The organism is Luminiphilus sp. nBUS_07 (assembly GCF_051201685.1).
Lineage (GTDB): Bacteria > Pseudomonadota > Gammaproteobacteria > Pseudomonadales > Halieaceae > Luminiphilus.
Genome location: NZ_CP179213.1, coordinates 1,187,005 through 1,204,451 on the forward strand (window position 1 = coordinate 1,187,005; position 17,447 = coordinate 1,204,451).

Annotated in this window: 15 protein-coding genes; 6 read left to right on the top strand and 9 right to left on the bottom strand. The window is 53.5% G+C overall.

Features of this window, described 5'->3' with window-relative positions; all coding sequences use genetic code 11:
• Nucleotide 1 precedes the first annotated feature (1 nt).
• The 3 genes from ACMAZB_RS05280 to ACMAZB_RS05290 all read left to right on the top strand — a co-directional run bounded on the left by ACMAZB_RS05280 (nucleotide 2) and on the right by ACMAZB_RS05290 (nucleotide 4,073).
• On the top strand, nucleotides 2-214 hold the full coding sequence (locus ACMAZB_RS05280) for a formate dehydrogenase subunit delta (protein ID WP_435219700.1): 213 nt from the start codon (nucleotides 2-4) through the stop codon (nucleotides 212-214).
• A gap of 242 nt (nucleotides 215-456) precedes the next feature.
• On the top strand, nucleotides 457-3,027 hold the full coding sequence (locus tag ACMAZB_RS05285) for a GcvT family protein (RefSeq protein ID WP_435219701.1): 2,571 nt from the start codon (nucleotides 457-459) through the stop codon (nucleotides 3,025-3,027).
• A gap of 29 nt (nucleotides 3,028-3,056) precedes the next feature.
• Complete coding sequence (locus ACMAZB_RS05290; RefSeq protein ID WP_435219702.1) at nucleotides 3,057-4,073, top strand: GlxA family transcriptional regulator; 1,017 nt, start codon at nucleotides 3,057-3,059, stop codon at nucleotides 4,071-4,073.
• Between the two features lie 178 nt (nucleotides 4,074-4,251).
• On the opposite strand, the gene ACMAZB_RS05295 is transcribed toward ACMAZB_RS05290, so the two are convergent.
• Entirely contained in the window at nucleotides 4,252-5,505 is a 1,254-nt protein-coding gene (locus ACMAZB_RS05295) for a cytochrome-c peroxidase (protein WP_435219703.1), read from the bottom strand.
• Nucleotides 5,506-5,597: 92 nt separating this feature from the next.
• On the opposite strand from ACMAZB_RS05295, the gene ACMAZB_RS05300 reads away from it, so the two are divergent.
• From ACMAZB_RS05300 to ACMAZB_RS05310, 3 genes are all read left to right on the top strand, one after another.
• Entirely contained in the window at nucleotides 5,598-6,947 is a 1,350-nt protein-coding gene (locus ACMAZB_RS05300; RefSeq protein ID WP_435219704.1) for a selenium-binding protein SBP56-related protein, read from the top strand.
• Between the two features lie 4 nt (nucleotides 6,948-6,951).
• Entirely contained in the window at nucleotides 6,952-7,623 is a 672-nt protein-coding gene (locus ACMAZB_RS05305; RefSeq protein WP_435219705.1) for an SCO family protein, read from the top strand.
• Between the two features lie 283 nt (nucleotides 7,624-7,906).
• Nucleotides 7,907-9,328, top strand: coding sequence for an NAD-dependent succinate-semialdehyde dehydrogenase (locus ACMAZB_RS05310; RefSeq protein ID WP_435219706.1), 1,422 nt, complete (start codon nucleotides 7,907-7,909; stop codon nucleotides 9,326-9,328).
• A 167-nt stretch (nucleotides 9,329-9,495) separates the two neighbouring features.
• Here the strand turns inward: ACMAZB_RS05310 and ACMAZB_RS05315 are convergent, their stop codons facing one another.
• Genes ACMAZB_RS05315 through ACMAZB_RS05350 form a run of 8 tightly spaced genes read right to left on the bottom strand, consistent with a single transcriptional unit; the run spans nucleotide 9,496 to nucleotide 17,084 of the window.
• Nucleotides 9,496-11,523 carry an ASKHA domain-containing protein gene (locus ACMAZB_RS05315; RefSeq protein WP_435215069.1) on the bottom strand — a complete coding sequence of 676 codons (2,028 nt, stop codon included), beginning with the start codon at nucleotides 11,521-11,523 and terminating at the stop codon, nucleotides 9,496-9,498.
• 2 nt (nucleotides 11,524-11,525) lie between these two features.
• Nucleotides 11,526-12,431, bottom strand: a complete 906-nt coding sequence (locus ACMAZB_RS05320; RefSeq protein WP_435219707.1) for a dihydropteroate synthase — start codon at nucleotides 12,429-12,431, stop codon at nucleotides 11,526-11,528.
• A gap of 9 nt (nucleotides 12,432-12,440) precedes the next feature.
• Complete coding sequence (locus ACMAZB_RS05325) at nucleotides 12,441-13,433, bottom strand: methylenetetrahydrofolate reductase (protein WP_435219708.1); 993 nt, start codon at nucleotides 13,431-13,433, stop codon at nucleotides 12,441-12,443.
• Complete coding sequence (locus ACMAZB_RS05330; protein ID WP_435219709.1) at nucleotides 13,430-13,888, bottom strand: methylenetetrahydrofolate reductase C-terminal domain-containing protein; 459 nt, start codon at nucleotides 13,886-13,888, stop codon at nucleotides 13,430-13,432. Before ACMAZB_RS05330 ends, ACMAZB_RS05325 begins: the two co-directional genes overlap by 4 nt.
• A complete protein-coding gene (locus ACMAZB_RS05335; RefSeq protein ID WP_435215075.1) occupies nucleotides 13,885-14,193 on the bottom strand; it encodes a virulence factor in 309 nt (102 codons plus the stop codon). Before ACMAZB_RS05335 ends, ACMAZB_RS05330 begins: the two co-directional genes overlap by 4 nt.
• Nucleotides 14,180-14,821 (bottom strand): DUF1638 domain-containing protein, encoded by a 642-nt coding sequence (locus ACMAZB_RS05340; protein ID WP_435219710.1) that lies wholly within the window; start codon nucleotides 14,819-14,821, stop codon nucleotides 14,180-14,182. Before ACMAZB_RS05340 ends, ACMAZB_RS05335 begins: the two co-directional genes overlap by 14 nt.
• The gene (locus ACMAZB_RS05345) at nucleotides 14,821-15,519 is read right to left on the bottom strand and encodes a corrinoid protein (RefSeq protein ID WP_435215078.1); all 699 of its coding nucleotides are present in this window, start codon (nucleotides 15,517-15,519) and stop codon (nucleotides 14,821-14,823) included. The genes ACMAZB_RS05340 and ACMAZB_RS05345 overlap by 1 nt, the downstream gene beginning before the upstream one ends.
• Nucleotides 15,520-15,545: 26 nt before the next feature.
• Nucleotides 15,546-17,084 (bottom strand): trimethylamine methyltransferase family protein, encoded by a 1,539-nt coding sequence (locus tag ACMAZB_RS05350; RefSeq protein WP_435219711.1) that lies wholly within the window; start codon nucleotides 17,082-17,084, stop codon nucleotides 15,546-15,548.
• Nucleotides 17,085-17,447: the final 363 nt, after the last annotated feature.

Consider the following 17,447-nt stretch of genomic DNA (forward strand, 5'->3'; position numbering starts at 1 on the left):
CGTGACCCTTGATTACAGTCAGCAACATCTCATCAAGATGGCCAATCAGATAGCGGGCAATATGCCGAGCAGAGATAATGTTCCTGCGCAAATTGTCCAGCATATGGCGCAATTTTGGACGCCACCAATGCGTGCCGACTTAAAACAACTTGCCGAGCAACTGCCCGATTCTTTAAATGGTGAGGTGTTAGCGGCGTTAGCTCTCGAGGATTGATGAGGTTGTATAAGCGCAGTGACTTGCTGCCTTAAACGCGTCGGCGCGATCGGCTTTTGAATTTGCAATGTCAGCAGGAACCCACTGTTGGCATAAGGCGGCTCGGTTGTGAGAGATTGCGACATTTAGGGTGGCGTTTTTAGACGCATAAATGTCGTAAATAATTGAGCGTAAAGTGGCTAAAAAGCGCCAAATCCGTGGCGATGTAACGGCATATTTTAAACGTTTTTTCAGGGGGCCCCATGGCAAAGTTACCCGAACATGCACGCGTGGTTATTATTGGACAGGGAGGCATTGTTGGTGCCTCCGTCGCACACCACCTGATCGAAGCGGGTTGGGACGATATTGTAGGACTTGAGAAGTCCGCGATTCCTACCGACATTGGATCAACGTCCCATGCGTCTGATTTTTGCTACATGACCTCCCACGACAAGCTCAATGTGTTTACGAGCACCTACAGCCGTGAATTTTATCGCGCTAGGGGCAATTATATTGAAATTGGTGGCATGGAGGTTGCGAGAAAGGGCGACGACGAGCGAATGCTGGAACTGCAACGCAAGGTCGCTTCGGGTAAAGCCTTCGGCAGCAATGCTTACATGATTTCAGCGGAGGAAGCTAAAGAGAAGTTTCCGCTCGTTGAGGAAGACATGATCCAAGGGGCTATGTGGGATCCCGATGCCGGTTTGGTGACGCCACGATCTCAGAAAGTCGCAGGTGACCTGGTGGATGAGGCCGTTGAAAGCGGCAAGCTAACGACCTTTGCCTACACGGCAGCGAGCAAAATTATTGTAGAAGACGGTCGCGCGGTCGGTGTTGAGACCGAAAAAGGGACCATCATGGCGGACCATGTCGTGCTTTGTGCGGGTATTTGGGGCTCTTTGGTCTCTAAAACCGCAGGCGTGAAGTTGCCTCTGATGCCGCTCGAGCACCCCCTTCTGTTTTTTGGACCTTGGGATGCTCTCAAAGGCACTGGCAAGGACATCGTTTACCCTTTGTTTAGGGATCAGGGCAATTCAGCTTACGTACGTGATACTGGCGACCCAACAACACCTGAAGGGGGCTTACTCGAGTGGGGCTACTACGAGCCTCATAACCCTCGACTGATCGACCCAGAGGAAATTTTAGAGGCTGGTGATGCCAGATTGTCGCCGTCAATGCGGGACCTCACCCTTGATCAGGTCATGGAGGCTTTTGAGCAAGCTGTTGAACTGACACCTGTGCTTGGTGAACTGGGCTGGGAAGAGCGGCGCTCGTTTAATGGTTTGTTGTCGGTGACAACTGACGGCACCTCCGTCATCGGAGAAGCTCCCGATGTCGATGGCTTGTGGTTGTGCGAGGCTGTTTGGGTTAAAGATGGCCCCGGCGCCGGCAAACTGATGGCAGATTTAATGACCCACGGTCGCACTGAGATGGATTCTCACAATGTGGATCCGGCCCGGCATTACCCTATTCAGCTGACGCCAGAGTACGTGCGCAATCGCAGTTACGAAATTGCTCAGAAAATCTACACCCCAGGTGTGCATCCTCGAGAGCCCTACCTGTCTTCCAGGGGTCTTCGCACTAGTCCCTTCTACGAGCGTGAAGTGGCCCTTGGAGGTTACTTCATGGAGGTGGCGGGCTGGGAGCGAGCTCATGGCTATGCTGCTAACGAAGCGACATTGCTGCCGAAATATCGGGATCAGGTACCCAGCAGAGAAGCGGAATGGGACAACCGGCATTTTTGGGAAGTTTCCAACGCCGAGCATTTGGCGTTGAGCGATGGGGTTGGCATGATCAACCTGTCGCACTTTGCGATCTTTGATGTCATCGGGGCCGATGCGGAAGCGTTGCTCGAATATCTGTCAGTCGCAAAACTGGGCACCAATACGCCGATCGGTAAAGGCGTTTATACCCACTTCCTTGATCATACTGGAGGGGTCCGCTCAGACCTGACGATTGTCCGCTTAGCTGAAGACGCGTATCGCGTTATCTGTGGCGGCGATACCGGTTATCGCGATTACGTTTGGATGAAAAAGTTCCGAGGTAAGCTTGGCTTTACGAACGTAGAGTTCATCGACCAGTCTGAACAGCTGGCAACCCTTGGTTTGTGGGGGCCAGAGGCGCGAGCTACGTTACAAAAGCTGATGGACGACCCTGAAAGTGTTTCAGGTGAGGCTTTCCCTTACACGATGACTCGGGAAATTGATGTTCTGGGCATTAAGGTGTGGGCATTCCGAATCTCTTATGTTGGTGAACAGGGTTGGGAGCTTTATTTCCCATTCGCTGATGGATTAAAGCTTTGGGACGCACTTGCAGAACTCGGCGTTACGCCCGTGGGCATTGAGACCTATGCGAACAGTCGGCGTCTGGAAAAAAGTCTGCGGTTACAAAATGCCGACTTGGAAACGGATTACAACCTGTACGAAGCGGGTTTGGCACGGCCAAAAGTAAAAGCGGCAGATTTTCACGGCAAAGAAGCCTATGTGGCGCAGCGTGAGTTACCTGAACAGATCGCTTACCTATGTACCTTTGCGCTTGAAGATACTACCGATAGTGACGGTGTGGTGCGCTACCCGGTAGGGCAGTGGCCGCTGTTGGACAAAGAGACCAAAGAAGTTATTGTTGACAGCCATGGGCGACGCTCCTACACCACTAGCGTGGCGTTTGGCCCCTCTTTGGGTCAGAATATTGCCATGGGTTATCTGCCCGCCGACCGCGCTAAAGAGGGCGATACCGTTTATATGGAATATTTCGGTAATTTTTTCTCCGCAAAAGTCACCGCGGTGGGATATCGTGCGATGCTAGACCCAGATAATGTACGGGTCAAAACCTAATCCCGTAAAATAAAAATTGGGGGTATGCTGTGCACGATTCAACAGTAAAAGGGGCATCTCAGACCCCTTACCGCGTTGGGTTTCTGCTGGTTAACCAGTTCACGTTAATCTCACTTTCCAGCGCGGTTGAACCCCTGCGCGTGGCGAACCAGCTGGCCGGGCGCGAATTGTACGCTTGGGAGCTACTCGGTGAGGGCCCTGCGATACAGTCTTGCAGCGATGGCTTCGCCGTTAACCTCGACAAAACACTAGCAGATGCTACTGATTATGATCTCGTTATTGTGGTCGGCGGTTTATCAATTGAGCAAAACCTCGAAAGGTCCGTACTCGCGTGGCTGCGCAAGCAAGCACAGCGTGGCGTGGTGATTGGATCGGTGTGCACGGGGGCCTATGTGTTGGCAAGCGCGGGCCTGCTCGATGATTATCAATGCAGTGCCCACTGGGATTGCCTCACAATACTGACAGAGCGATTTCCTCGGGTCGGCTGTAACAACCAACTCTATACCATCGACAGGGATCGCATGACCTGCACAGGCGGAACGATCCCGATGCACATGATACTGGCCATGCTGTCCTCGCGACATCCTCAGGCTCTGGTCGATGCGGTGGCCGATATGTTGATTTGTGAGCGCTACCGTGCCGATGTCGAAATGCAGCTAGTGCCAATGTGGTCAAGAAAAGTCGAAATGCAGCCCAAGCTGAAAGAGGTATTGCAGCTGATGGAGGCAAATCTAGAGGAACCCATATTGCTGCAGGAATTGGCAGACTTCGTACACCTGTCTCGCCGGCAGCTCGAGCGGCTATTTTTAAAGTATTTGCACTGTACGCCCTCGCGCTATTACCTAAAGCTTCGACTTGACCGCGCTCGACGCCTAGTCAAACAGAGTTCACGCTCAATCGTGGAGATCACCTCTATGTGCGGGTTTGTGTCCACGACGCACTTTAGCCGTTGTTACCGCAAGTATATTGGCGTGTCTCCCCGGGTCGACCGACTCAACTGCCAGCCCGATTACCAGTCAGCGGCTAATGAGCAGTTGTCGGCCTGATTGGGTACAGGTTAGTCCCTGCAAAGGGCTTTGAAGTAAGGCACAGGCTCTTTACTGCTTAAAGTCGGGGCGTAGCTCTAGTAATCGTTCGAGCCACTGCCTCAGGGTCGAGTGGAGGGGCTGCTTTCACTTTGGACCGGCTGTTGTCACTTTCGTGAAGTGCCGGCTTCGCTAGACGTCAGTAAGCGGTATGGTCCCTGTCACCGATCTCGGTACTCCTAGCGTCAGCTACCAAAGCATCGACGTTGCTTGCGGTCAGTGTCTTTAAAAACTCAACAAGGGCTTTTTGTTCTTCTGCCGTTATGTCTAAAGGTCGAATGCGTTGATCTTGGTTGGGATCATGCCCACCCCCTTGAACGTAGAATTTCACGACGTCTTGAAGGCTTTGAATCGAGCCATCGTGCATATAGGGGGCCGTTAACGCGACGTTTCTCAGCGACGGCGTACGGTATCGCCAGCGGTCCTCAGAGCGCCCGGTGACCTCCTGGCGCCCCTTATCGATGAAGGTTTCTGTTTCAACGTCGACCCGAGGTGTCACGAAGATCCCGGGTGCAACCTGCACCTGTCTGGGCATGATTCCTCGTTCCTCGCGCAGCAGGCCTGTGCCGGTGTTATGAAATTGGCCGTCGGTGAAAAGAGCATACTCCTTCGTAAAGGTGTGACATGAATGGCAGCCCTGTTCCTGAAAAATCGCAAAACCCTGCGCAGCCTTGTCACCGAAATCAGCGAGGTTTTCTGATTCTTTTAGAGGCTCAAAATACCAGCGATCAAATGATGAGTTGCCGCTGATAAGGGCGCGCTGATAAGTGGCGAGTGCTCGACCGAGCGTTGCCGTCGTCAAGCCTTCGTCATAGAGCTTTGTGAAGATCGATTGGTAGGCAGGGATTGCCGTTAACCGTGACAGCACAGCTGTCTTTGACGGGTTGGCCATTTCATTGCGTGCCAGTAGCGGTGACCATACTTGCGCTTCAAGGGAATTTTCCCGACCGTCCCAAAATAACGTTGATTGAAACGCTAGGTTGTAGAGCGAAGGTGCATTGCGCCGTCCTCCGCGGCCTTCATCGCCTACAGGGGTCGCCAATTCATTTTGAGTGAAGCCCTGCTCAGGCACGTGACACATGGCGCAGGACAAGTTGGCATTGGCAGACAGGCGACGATCAAAGAACAGTTGGCGCCCTAGATCAACTTCTTCGCTGCGCAGAGGGGCAGCTATCCGGGGTAGCCCTAACTGCGGCACACTGGCTTGCTCTGCCAGCGGCAATCGCTGCCCAGACTGCTCAAGTATCGCTTCTGATTGTGTTTTGTACTCCGTGGAGTCGTAGCCGTCCCTGTTGTCGGCCAGTCCTACGCGATGTGTGGCCTGCCCATGGGCAAAAGGCATTACAAAAGGCACTAACAGCCCCAGCAAACACAACATTTTTACGGGCGTCACAGCTTGATTTAAAAGTCCCGTAAAGGGCTGCGATTTTATTTTAGAAAGTGCTAGTCTCATGGTTATAAGGATAAACCATTGGAGTGAAAACTATGAGTCGGATGTTAATTGCCTTACTGGGAATTTTAATGGTGGCTGTAGCCCCGATATCCCTGGCAGATGAGACCTGTATGTCGCCGTATATGGCGAAGATCGTGGGTCAAGAAGACTATGTTTATATCTGGACCTTGGGCATGGAGGATGTCGGCGACGGCGAGGACAAGCTGGTTACCGTTGACGTTAATCCCGATTCAGAGCACTACGGCGAAGTGGTGCACAGCTTGTCAGTGGGTGGCCGCAACGAAGCACACCACTCCGGTTTAACTGATGACCGCCGCTATCTTTGGGCCTCGGGCTTAGACACTAGCAAAATCTTTATCTTCGATATTTACACTGACCCTGCCCAGCCCCGTCTGCATCGCGAAATCGATGATTTCGTGGCAAAAACCGGGGGTATTGTCGGACCCCACACAAACTATGCGTTGCCGGGTCGCATGTTGATCACTGGACTGTCGAATAATCGAGATCATGGCGGACGCACAGGTATGGCCGAGTACACCAACGACGGTGATTTTATTACCAGCGTTTGGATGCCTACCGATGATAACTTGCAGGGTGCGGTTAAGTCGGGGAACTATGCCGATGGCTATGGTTACGATGCGCGAGCGCTGCCCCGCAGAAATGTTCTGGTGACGTCCTCATTCACGGGCTGGAACAACTACATGATGAACCTTGGCAAAATGATGGGTGATCCCGAGGCAATGAAGCGCTTTGGTAATACTGTGGTCATTTGGGATTTACATGCTCGCACACCCAAAAAGGTCCTCGATGTTCCGGGTGCACCATTAGAGCTGCGCTGCGCTTGGGGTTCACGCTCCAACTATTGCTTTACGACTACGGCGCTAACCTCAAAGATTTGGTTGATTTACGAGGATGACGCTGGCGAGTGGCAGTCTAAGCCCGTGGCAGATATCGGTGATGCCAGCAAGATACCGCTGCCGGTAGACATCTCTATCTCGGCCGATGATAACCACCTATGGGTCAACACTTGGAATGATGGTTTGGTGCGTTTGTTTGATATTTCTGATCCCCACGCACCTGAGCAGGTGTTTGAAAAGCGTATTGGTGAGCAAATCAACATGGTGTCTCAAAGCTGGGATGGCGAACGCGTGTACTTCACTTCATCGCTGCTCGCTAACTGGGATAAGACCGAGTCTGGTGGTGAGGACGATGTTCAGTACTTCAAGCTCTACAACTGGGATGGGGCAACGCTGACGCCGCAATTTAGTCTCGATTTTGTCGAGATGGGTCTTGGGTCACCGCATCAAATGCGTTTTGGGGCCCATGCACTTTACGGCAACGCACCTGCTAAAACCGGCTACGATGATATGGCCGCACGCTAACGCTATGCGGCAGTGGTTAATAGGCCTGCTAGGGTGGTGTGCGGTATCAGCGTTTGCTGCACCCCACCAACACGAGCCCCCGGTGGTATTGGCGCCGGGGTATGAGGATCTTCAGTTTGAACCCCCGTCTGCGGGCAGCTATCAACTTCCGTCTATGGGTGATGCAGCCGATGGCCTGATACTCAATACCTCGGGTAATGCTGGTCGTTTGCATGATTACTTGGGTGATAAAGCGACGGTGTTGAGTTTTATCTTCACCACCTGCAACGATGTGAACGGCTGTCCCCTTGCGACCTATGTTATGAGCGGTGTTCAAAAGGCCGTCCTAAAAGATCCTGAGCTTGTCGATCAAGTCCGTATCGTTAGCTTTAGTTTTGATCCCGAGAAAGACACCCCTTCGGTATTGGGGCGCTATGGTGATCAGTTCAGGGCTGAAGGTTTTGATTGGGAATTTCTTACGACCGCCTCAGAGGATGCTCTTCGACCGACCCTCGATGCCTACGATCAGTGGGTGATTCGAGATTACGATGAAGAGGGTAACTACTTAGGCACCATGTCGCACATATTACGGGTGTACCTGATCGACAGTGATCGACGCATTCGCAATATTTATAGTACGTCTTACTTGCACGCGGATACTGTTGTCAATGACTTGCGAACCCTGCTCATGCAGTAGGCGCGACTTTTGATCTATGCGTAACAACCGAACCGATTTATAAGCGACGTATCCGCCGCGCTAAATTTAATCCCTGTTTCTGCTGTAAGCGGCGGCTGAAGTTGCTCTGCAGGTTTTAAGGGTGTGGCTGAGGAGTATTGGCATTCAGAACAGAGCATGCCACTTTGGGTAATAGGCCTAATCGGCAGTCGTTGTTCTGATGCTGCTCGCCGTAGTCCCAGCCACAATCCCCGTCCTGTAGCGGGGCTAATCAAAGTAGTCAGTGATAAGTGAGGAGTAGATCATGTATATCAACGGACAGTGGCTTGAAGAAGGGCCCACCTTTGAGGTGTACAACCCTGCAACTGGCGTCTCGATAGGTTCGGTGATCGATGTTAGTAACGAGCAAGTTCTAGACGCGGTTGCTGCAGCCGAAGCGGCCTTTCCGGCGTGGTCAAAGACAACCGCTTACGAGCGATCGGCAATTTTGACGCGGTGCCATACCTTAATGATGGAGCGCCAAAGGACGCTGGCCGAGCTTATGACCACCGAGCAGGGCAAGCCCTTAAAAGCGGCGATGAACGAAGTGAAATACGCCGCCGATTTTCTACTGTGGTTTGCTGAAGAGGCCAAGCGTATATACGGCGAGACAATTCCCTCCGCCCGATCAGATCAGCGTTTTCTCGTTCACAAGCAAGCTGTTGGTGTTGTTGCTGCAATTACTCCGTGGAATTACCCCATTTCTATGCTGACGCGGAAGCTGGGTCCAGCCTTAGCGGCGGGATGTACTGCTGTTCTTAAACCGGCAGAAGCGACACCGCTTTGTGCCGTTGCGGTTTTTGAAATTCTGCATGAAGCCGGTTTGCCCGCGGGTGTTGCGAACCTTGTAACAGTCAGCGACCCCAAGCCTGTTGGCGAAATATTCTGTACGCACCGAGCCATTCGTAAGCTGACCTTCACGGGCTCCACCGCTGTAGGGAAGTCTCTGGCTCAGGCGGCGGCTCCGCAACTAAAACGTGTATCTATGGAGCTGGGAGGGCATGCGCCTTTTATTGTCTTTGATGATGCTGATCCGGTACACGCCGCTAAGGGTGTTTCCTTGGTTAAGTTCTTGAACACGGGACAGGCCTGTATCAGCCCCAACCGAATTTTTGTCCAGCGAAAAATTCTTGATAGCTTCCTCGACACACTTCAGGGCCGAATTGAGAAACTTCACGCAGGTGACGGCATGGAGCCATCGACCACGATAGGCCCCCTCATTAATCATGCTGCAATTGAAAAAATTGACCGGCAAGTTCAGGATGCCGTCGCCCAGGGCGCTAGTCTCCACAGTGGCGGCCGTCGCCTTACTGAGGACGGTCTCGAGGAGGGCTGCTTTTATTCACCAACCCTTCTCAGCAATGTGTCCTCTGACATGCTGATTTATCGCGAGGAAACCTTTGGACCTGTTGCCGCTGTAATTGCCTTTGATGACGACGATGACGTTGTCGCAATGGCGAACGATACTGACTATGGTCTGGCTGCTTACGTTTACACGCAGAACTTGTCCCGGGCATTACGCACCTTTGAAGCGTTGAATTTTGGCATCATCGGCATCAACGATATCAATCCAACCAGTGCCGCGGCGCCATTTGGTGGTATGAAGGAGAGTGGTTTAGGACGAGAGGGTGCACGGGAGGGGCTAGAGGAGTACCTAGAAACGAAATTGGGGGGACTCAGTATTTAGCATGTTCACCGGCGAGAGGGTTGTGAGCCGCCAGAGGACAGAGGGCCTCTGCAGTGCGTGTACGAGCCCGCTTTAGGGTGATCCCGCAGTCTTTTGGCTTCGTGGCGAGACCCGCTCGGTGCGGGTCATTACCAGCAGGCGGCCCTGCCTGCCTAAAACTAAACCCCTCAGCCTCGAGCCCGTCCTCGTCGGCGCCGTGCACTTCCGGATTCGGCCTGCTGAGCTCGCACAACTGGCGGTGGAATTTCAGCGAACAGATGTGTGAAAGGGTCAGACTTGTGCGGGAAGGCCATAGCGTCGACAAAGTAGTCTTGAAATTTATCTTCGACGGCAGTTTCGATGCGTTCGGCCCAACGCACAATTTTTTCAATGTGACCGCGACTGTCGCGATCGAGTAGGGCTATGCGTGCTCCCATGCCTGCAGCATTACCTGCGGCGGAGACATTTTCCAGCGGGCAGTCGGGAATCAATCCCAGCACCATGGCGTGAGATAGGCTGATGTGACTGCCGAAAGCACCGGCGAGGCGGATGCGATCAATTTGCTGGGTGCCCATATGGTCTTGTAGTAACTTAACCCCAGCATACAGGGCGGCTTTGGCCAGTTGAATCTGCCGAATATCGTTTTGGGTCACCGATATATCGGATTGTCCATCGGCACTGGCGGTATGTAAGGTAAAAGACCAAGTTCTACCTGAAGAAAAAATTCGCGGATTCTGCTCGACGAGAGCGCCGTTGATCACACCATCTTCCGAAACAATGCCCGCGAGAAACATCTCCGCAACGGCTTCAATAATGCCCGAGCCACAAATACCGGTGACGCCAATGCTACCGAGTGCTTGCTCGAAGCCGGGTTCGTCAGACCACAGGTCTGAGCCAATAATTTTAAAGCGCGGTTCTAGGGTTTCCCTGTCGATGCGGACTCGCTCTATGGCGCCGAAGGTCGCCCTTTGTCCAGAGCTAATTTGCGCGCCCTCAAAGGCGGGGCCTGTAGGCGTGGAGCAAACTAGCATGCGGTCTTTATTACCCAAGACAATCTCAGCGTTGGTGCCGACATCAATGACCAAGGTCATTTCGGTGTCTTGCTCGGGATGTTCTGCCAAGATGACACCGGCTGAGTCAGCACCCACGTGCCCAGCGATACACGGTAAGACGTAGATTCGCCCCCCAGGGTGAATATTGAGGTCCAAATCTCTAGCCCGTAGCTCCAGCGCCTCGGTGGTTGTCAGGGCGAAGGGCGCGCCGCCTAGATTGACGGGATCTATGCCCAACAAAATGTGATGCATGATCGGATTGGCAACTAGCGTTATCTCAAGAATATCTTCGAGGGAACCCGCAACGCCTTCGCTTAGCTCAATAAACAAGTCATTTAGGGCTCGGCGAATGACGGTGGTCATTTCACCAGCGCCTTCCGGGTGCATCATGATGTATGACACCCGGCTCATCAGGTCTTCACCGAAGCGGATTTGAGGATTCATGACACTTGCAGTACCCAGTACCTCACCGTTGCCTAGATCACACAGATGTGCGGCAACGGTTGTTGATCCCACATCAATAGCGATGCCCCTGGGCGACTCAAATAATCCGGGCCAGACGGCGATAACGTCTCTGGCGTTGTAAACCGCAACAGTAACCGCCTGCTTGCCCTCGATTAATGCCTTCTGTAAGCGCGGCAAGACGGCACCCTCAATCTGCAAGTTCTCGAGATCCCAGTCACGCTTCAGGGCGTCAAGAAGGAGCTGGGCTTCACCCCTTATATCTTCAAGGCTGGCGGCCTCGACTTCCACATAGTGCAGGCGAGTTGCCGTATTGAGGCGTATGTCTCGATGCTCGGTGTCTTTGCGAATAATTTGGCGGTGCACCTGGCTTTCCGGGGGAACATCAATGACCACATCGTTAACCAGCGTCGCATGACAACTTAAGCGATGGCGCTCTGGGAGTGTCCCTTTGCGATCTTCGAAACGCGCCTCGGTAGCGCTAAATGGCGACAGGTGCTCGGTATCTGAGGTGAGACCGTGTTTTGGAAAGTGTCCAGACATGCACTCGATGCGACACCGTCCGCAGAGACCTCGGCCGCCGCAGACCGAGTCAATATCTACGCCAAGACTTCTTGCCGCATCGAGGACCGGAGTGCCTTTGGGGAAGCTACCTCGACGCCCCGAGGGCATGAAAAGGATTTTCACCGGTGCATCAGACAAAATTAGGCACTCCTGCGCCGCCCAGTGCGACCGCCGCGTCCACCGCGGCCCGCGCCTTCAGGGGCTGGCTCTCTGTAAGCTTTGATCCAGTTTGCGCAGTTGGGGTCATGCCCCATCATAACGTCGCCACCGCGGACTGCTTGCATAACTTCGGCGTGCAGTGGACTGGTAATGGCTGAGGTCATACCCGCGCCCATTGCCATGGTTAAAAACGCGGCGTTAATGCCATTACGGTTAGGTAGGCCAAAGCTGACGTTGGAGGCACCACAGGTGGTGTTGACCTCAAGTTCCTCTCTAAGGCGGCGCACGAGGTGCATCACCTGAACTCCTGCGGTATTGATCGCGCCGATGGGCATAACCAGAGGGTCGACCACAATGTTGCTGTGATGGATGCCGTAATCAGCAGCGCGTTCAACAATCTTTTTGGCAACAGCGAAGCGCTCATTGGGGTCCTCTGAAATCCCTGTCTCGTCGTTAGAAATAGCGACTACCGCTGCATTATAGCGAGCTACAAGCGGTAGAACACGTTCCAGCACCTCATCTTCACCGGTCACTGAATTTACCAGCGCTTTTCCCTGATAAACAGCGAGGCCAGCTTCCAGAGCTTCGACAATGGAGGAATCAATGCTCAGGGGCACATCGGTGATGGCTTGTACGCGTTGAATTGCCTCGGCAAGAATTGCAGGCTCGTCAGCTAGGGGAATGCCAGCGTTAACGTCGAGCATCTGGGCTCCTGCCGCCACCTGCGCAAGGGCATCAGATTCGACACGGCTGTAGTCTCCGACCTTCATCTCTTCGGCGAGAATTTTACGTCCCGTGGGGTTGATGCGTTCGCCAATAATGACGAAAGGCTGATCAAAGCCGATTCGAACTTCCCTACTCGCTGAGCTCAGGGTGGTTGTGGTCATGTGGCGCTCCTATTGAGAGTCTTGGGGACTCCAGGGCACACGAGTACCCAATACGTTTGATTTTGTAACGATTTCACCAATGCGGTGTTCCTGACGGTAGGCCATCAGATGTATACCGCTGACCCCCTCGATTTCTTGAATTTGCTGCATGAGGTCGATGCACAGATCGACCCCTTCCTGCTTTTGATCCTTGGCGCCGGCTAAACGTTTGATGACGGAATCGGGAATGTGCACACCGGCGACATTTTTGCGGATCCAGTCGGCTGACTTCGCTGAGGCCATAGGCCCAACGCCGGGGAGAATAAACACTTTTTCGTGAAGGCCCATGTCTCGGGTTTTGGCCATAAATAACTTGAGGCGATCAATGTCAAAGCAGTACTGGGTCTGCACAAATTGAGCTCCCGCAGCCACTTTTTTGGCGAGACGCTGGGGTCTGAAGTCTAAGGGCGGCGCGAAAGGATTTGAGGCGCCACCCATAAAGAGCTGAGGCGGTGAGGACAGCTTTCGACCACTGAGAAAGGCGCTGTTATCGCGCATGTGCCGCACCATAGCCAGTGCAGAAATGCTATCCATATCAAACACAGGTTTGGCTTCGGGGTGATCGCCAGATTGCACGCCGTCGCCGCTGAGGCAAAGAATGTTGGCAACCCCCATAGCGGCCGCACCGAGCACGTCACCCTGCATAGAAATGCGGTTTCTGTCCCGGCAAGACATCTGCAAAATCATGGAATAACCCATGCGAGTCAGCAGGGAACAAATGCCCATGCTCGACATATGGCAGTTCGCGCCGGACCCATCAGTGGCGTTAATGGCATCGACAAAGCCGTTGAAATCTCGAGCTCGGGCATAGACCTCGGCAGGATCGGCGGAATCGGGGGGTGCAATCTCAGCGGTAACGGCAAATTGACCCGCTCTAAGCACGCGCTCAAAGCGACCAGGAGAATAGTGGCCTGGGAGAATGGGCAGATTTTCGCCCGCGGCAGGCTCGTCAGCAAAACTCATGCAGATGTCTCCGGTCGCGCTTTTAACGCCTCCAACCAGCTGCTGTGACCTTTGAGGCGGGTATCGACGGGCAGTTGTATCACCTGCAGCCCGCTCTCTGCTTCGCCCATCTGTTGGCTGCCTTCCCAGGCTTTAACCCAAACACAGGTCATCTCGGGTTTGATTTCGCAGCCACCGTTTTGCCTAACGCCGCCGCAGGGGCCGTTGCGCAGGGTTTTGGGACAGTTCATCGGACAGGCCATCCCCGTTGATCCTAGGGTGCACTGCCCACAAGACTGTGAGTCGAATAAAAATCCTTTTATGAGCCCCTCTACACGAGCGAAAGGCTTATCTAGACGCTCGTAGCCAATACGACGCAACACCGGGTCAAATAAATGCAGTGTCCACGCCAAGACTTCATAGAGTTTATGCAGCCCTTTAGCGTGTCGTACCGACCAATCTCGCGCTGCTTTCACGTGGGCACCTCGTCGAAGCCCTTTTGAGACACGAGGCGCGCAATATCTTCATCGGAATACCGGGCTTCAATTTGTTCGCCGAACTCCTTAGCGATGTCTTTAACTGAGCCTTCAGCCTCGATGGCCGTTGTTACCCGTCGCCACTCCTCAAGGTAGGCATCACTGCCACCTTTTCCGGCTTTCATAGCCGCACGGTCAATTGCAGCTTGAAAGCGATGGCTCAGCAGGTGCTTGCCACGATCGCGCCCGCGTTTGATTAAAACCTGGGCTGGAATATCACGCCAATAAACATCAATGCGCTGCATGATGAGCTCCGCTAACACGTTGCAAATTAAGGACCTGTCTTTCGAGGTGCTGCCCGAGCTCGCCCATGCCCGTTGTCAGGGTTTCAAAGCGAAGCCCTAAGTAGCTCGCGGCTCGGCGTGCAGCCAGTTGCAGCTGATCATCGTCTTGCTGCGCGAGGTAAACAACCCGTTGATAGTGACCAAAAAACTGAGGCAAGAGCTGTGGATGACGGTCGAGCTTTAGGCCCCGGACGACCAGACGATCAAAATGACGCACAAGAAAATCGGTGAGATAAAAGGTACCGGGCTCGGCGTCGGCCAGCGCGTTAAAGCGAGCTTCAGTGGCATAAAAGGAATAGCAGTGGGCACCGGGAAGACGTTCTAGGTTCCAGCGCGCCAAGACCTTGTCTATGCGACCGCCAGTGCCGCAATCGCCATAGGCGACGAAAATTTGATCAAACTGATCGTGATTGTCAGCAATGAGAGTTTCGAGTTTTTCTGGGATTTTATCAGGGTGATTATGCAACTCGGCGTCGAGACACTTGACCGACAGGTTGCGCCAGGCGTTAGTGCGCTTGAGCCATTCAATCTCTCTTGCAAGTGCTCCACAGGCAATTACAAGCAGTGATGATGGCTCAGGCGCAGTCATCAGGGAACCTGCGCGCTGCGTCGTGCCTGCACAAAACTGACGGCAGTGGTCGCAGCCTCGGCGGCATCTCGGCAGTAGGCGTCGGCGCCGACTGCTTCGCCGAATTCTTCATTAAGCGGTGCACCTCCAACGAGAACAATGTATTTATCTCTAAGCCCTTGGTCTTTCAAAGCGTCGATAACTACTTTCATGTAAGGCATTGTCGTTGTCAGAAGCGCTGACATACCGAGAATATCGGGCTTGTGCTCCTCGAGGGCTGCTAGGTAATCCTCGACCGAGTTGTTAATGCCAATATCGTGGACATCAAAGCCAGCGCCTTCCAACATCATGGCCACCAAGTTTTTGCCAATATCGTGAATGTCGCCTTTTACGGTACCAATGACCATGGTGCCTACGGGTTTTGCGCCGGTCTCAGCGAGAAGCGGGCGCAAAATAGCCATGCCGCCTTTCATCGCGTTGGCTGCGAGCAAGACCTCCGGAACAAACAAAATACCGTCGCGGAAATCGATGCCAACAATAGTCATTCCGTCAACCAGCGCTTTGCTTAAAACCTGTTCCGCAGACCAGCCTCGATCGAGCAGAATATGGGTGGCGGCCTCGATTTCTTCGGTCAGCCCGTCGTAGAGGTCGTCGTGTATCTGAGGAATGAGATCTTCGTCAGAGAGGTCGGCGAGGATGATGTCTTCTTCATCGGACATGTTGGGTGGTCCTCCTTAGGCAGTGATCAGTAATCACGATCTTCGAATGAAGCTTTCCGCTGGCGCATATAGTCCAGCAGGGCCTCATCAATAGCGGGGTCTAGCGCAGGTGCTTCGTAGTCCGCTAGCATTTTTTTCCAAATAACATTGGCCCGCTGGGCGGTGTCAAGACTGCCCTCCGCAGACCACTGCTCGTAGCTATTGCTGTCAGCAACAGTCGAGCGGTAAAAAGCCGTCTCGAAATGCTTGAGCGTGTGAGCTGAGCCAAGAAAGTGTTTGCCCGGGCCGCCTTCCTCAAAGGCGCTCATCGCCTGGGCATCCTCAGAGAGGTCTACGCCGTTTAGAAGTACACCAATCATACTGGCCTGATCACAATCCATAATGAACTTTTCATAGCCCATCGCAAGACCGCCTTCGAGCCAGCCTGCGGTATGTAGCATGAAGTTAACCCCGGCTAAGGCCGCGGTTTGCAGCGTATTGGCCGACTCATACGCGGCCTGGGCATCGGGCAATTTAGAAGCGCAAAGACCGCCACCGCTGCGGAAGGGCACGCCTAGACGCCGGGCAAGGGCCGCCGCGGCATAAATGACCATGCTGGGCTCAGGGGTGCCAAAAGTGGGTGCCCCGGTTGCCATGGAAACTGCGGCAGCAAAGGTGCCAAAGACAACGGGTGCCCCGGGCCTGATGAGCTGCGTGAGCGTAATACCCGCTAAGGCTTCTGCCAAAATTTGCGTGACGGTTCCTGTCACTGTGACTGGCGACATCGCGCCTGCCAAAATAAAGGGTGAAATAACGGTTGCTTGGTTGTTGCGCGCGTACACCTTCAGTGACCCCAGCATCGTGCCGTCAAAGACCATGGGTGAATTGACGTTGATCAGGCTGGTCAGCACGCAGTTTTGATCAACAAACTCATCGCCAAAGACCAGTTTTGCCATATCGACCGAGTCTTGTGCTCGGCTATCCAGCGTCACTGAGCCCATGAGGGGCTTATCGCTGTATTTGAAGTGGCTGTAAACCATGTCGTAGTGGCGCTTATTGACGGGTAGGTCAACGGGCTCACAAACCGTGCCGCCTGAGTGATGCAGGCCGGGCGCCATGTAAGCTAACTTCACGAAGTTGCGAAAATCTTCGATGGTTGCGTATCGGCGCCCTTTGTCTAAGTCATGAACAAAGGGAGGGCCGTAAGCGGGCACCAAGACCGTATTTTTACCGCCAATAGTGACACTGCGTGCGGGGTTACGGGCGTGTTGGGTGTAACTCTTTGGGGCGCTAGCCTGAATGATTGATCGGCAGAGCCCCGGTGCAAAGCGAACGCGGGTGCCTTCAACTTCTGCCCCGGCGTTTTTGAAAAGTTCCAAGACCTCAGGGTCATCCAAGAAATCAATGCCAATTTCGGCCAGCAGGCGATCAGCATTGTGTTCGATGAGTTCGAGCGCCTCGGTTGATAGCATCTCGAAATACGGGATCTTGCGTTCGATGAAGGGGGCGCTTGTCGCGACAGTATTGCGCGCTTCGCGACGACCAGCGCGTCCACCACCTTTTCGTCTGGCTCCTCGTTCACTCATTTTAGCAATGATCCTCCTCAAGTCTTGGTTGTGCTGTTTCACCGCGCTTTGCGGGCGCTTTACTCACCGCCATCATGGGTTGGGCTTTTTGTACGCCCAGCCCCCCGTTGTGCTTAAGTAAGAGGGCTGCTCAAACCGCTAATTTTGTCTGTCTTCTACCCCATTTCAAAGCATCTGGGGTGTACCGGTCAGCCCGTTTGGAGCACCCTAAGAGCGCTCCTTTTTTTGTCTGCCGATTTGCCCTGCATCGCATGCTCAAAACAATCCAGGAACGACGCTAATGTCACCCCAATGGCCTTTTGAGACTTGATCTAGACCGACATAGACAGTACCAAAAACGACCTGTTTAGGAGAAAAAAGTTA